The organism is Sulfobacillus harzensis, assembly GCF_012933365.1.
Taxonomy (GTDB): Bacteria; Bacillota; Sulfobacillia; order Sulfobacillales; family Sulfobacillaceae; genus Sulfobacillus_B; species Sulfobacillus_B harzensis.
Map to the genome: position 1 here is coordinate 1 of NZ_JABBVZ010000388.1, position 233 is coordinate 233.

Annotated in this window: 1 protein-coding gene; it reads right to left on the reverse strand. The window is 54.9% G+C overall.

The features are described 5' to 3' along the window. A partial coding sequence (locus HIJ39_RS23595; protein ID WP_169103432.1) for a transposase occupies positions 1 to 233 on the reverse strand: 233 nt, incomplete at both ends.

Here is a 233-nt window from a genome sequence, read left to right on the forward strand (position 1 = left end):
TGCTTTTCCACGTAAGCGAAATTCTCCTCACTGCCATAGCCGGCATCGGCGACGATGGTCTGTGGCAATCGGCCCACTAGCGTGCGCAGGCGTTCCAAATGGGGAATCAAGCAACCCGCGTCGGTTCGGTTTTGGTGCACGCTGTACCCGAGGATAAACTGGTTTTCTGTTCCCATCTGGACGTTGTAGGCGGGTTTAAGTTGGCCATTGCGCATATGGTCTTCCTTGAGACG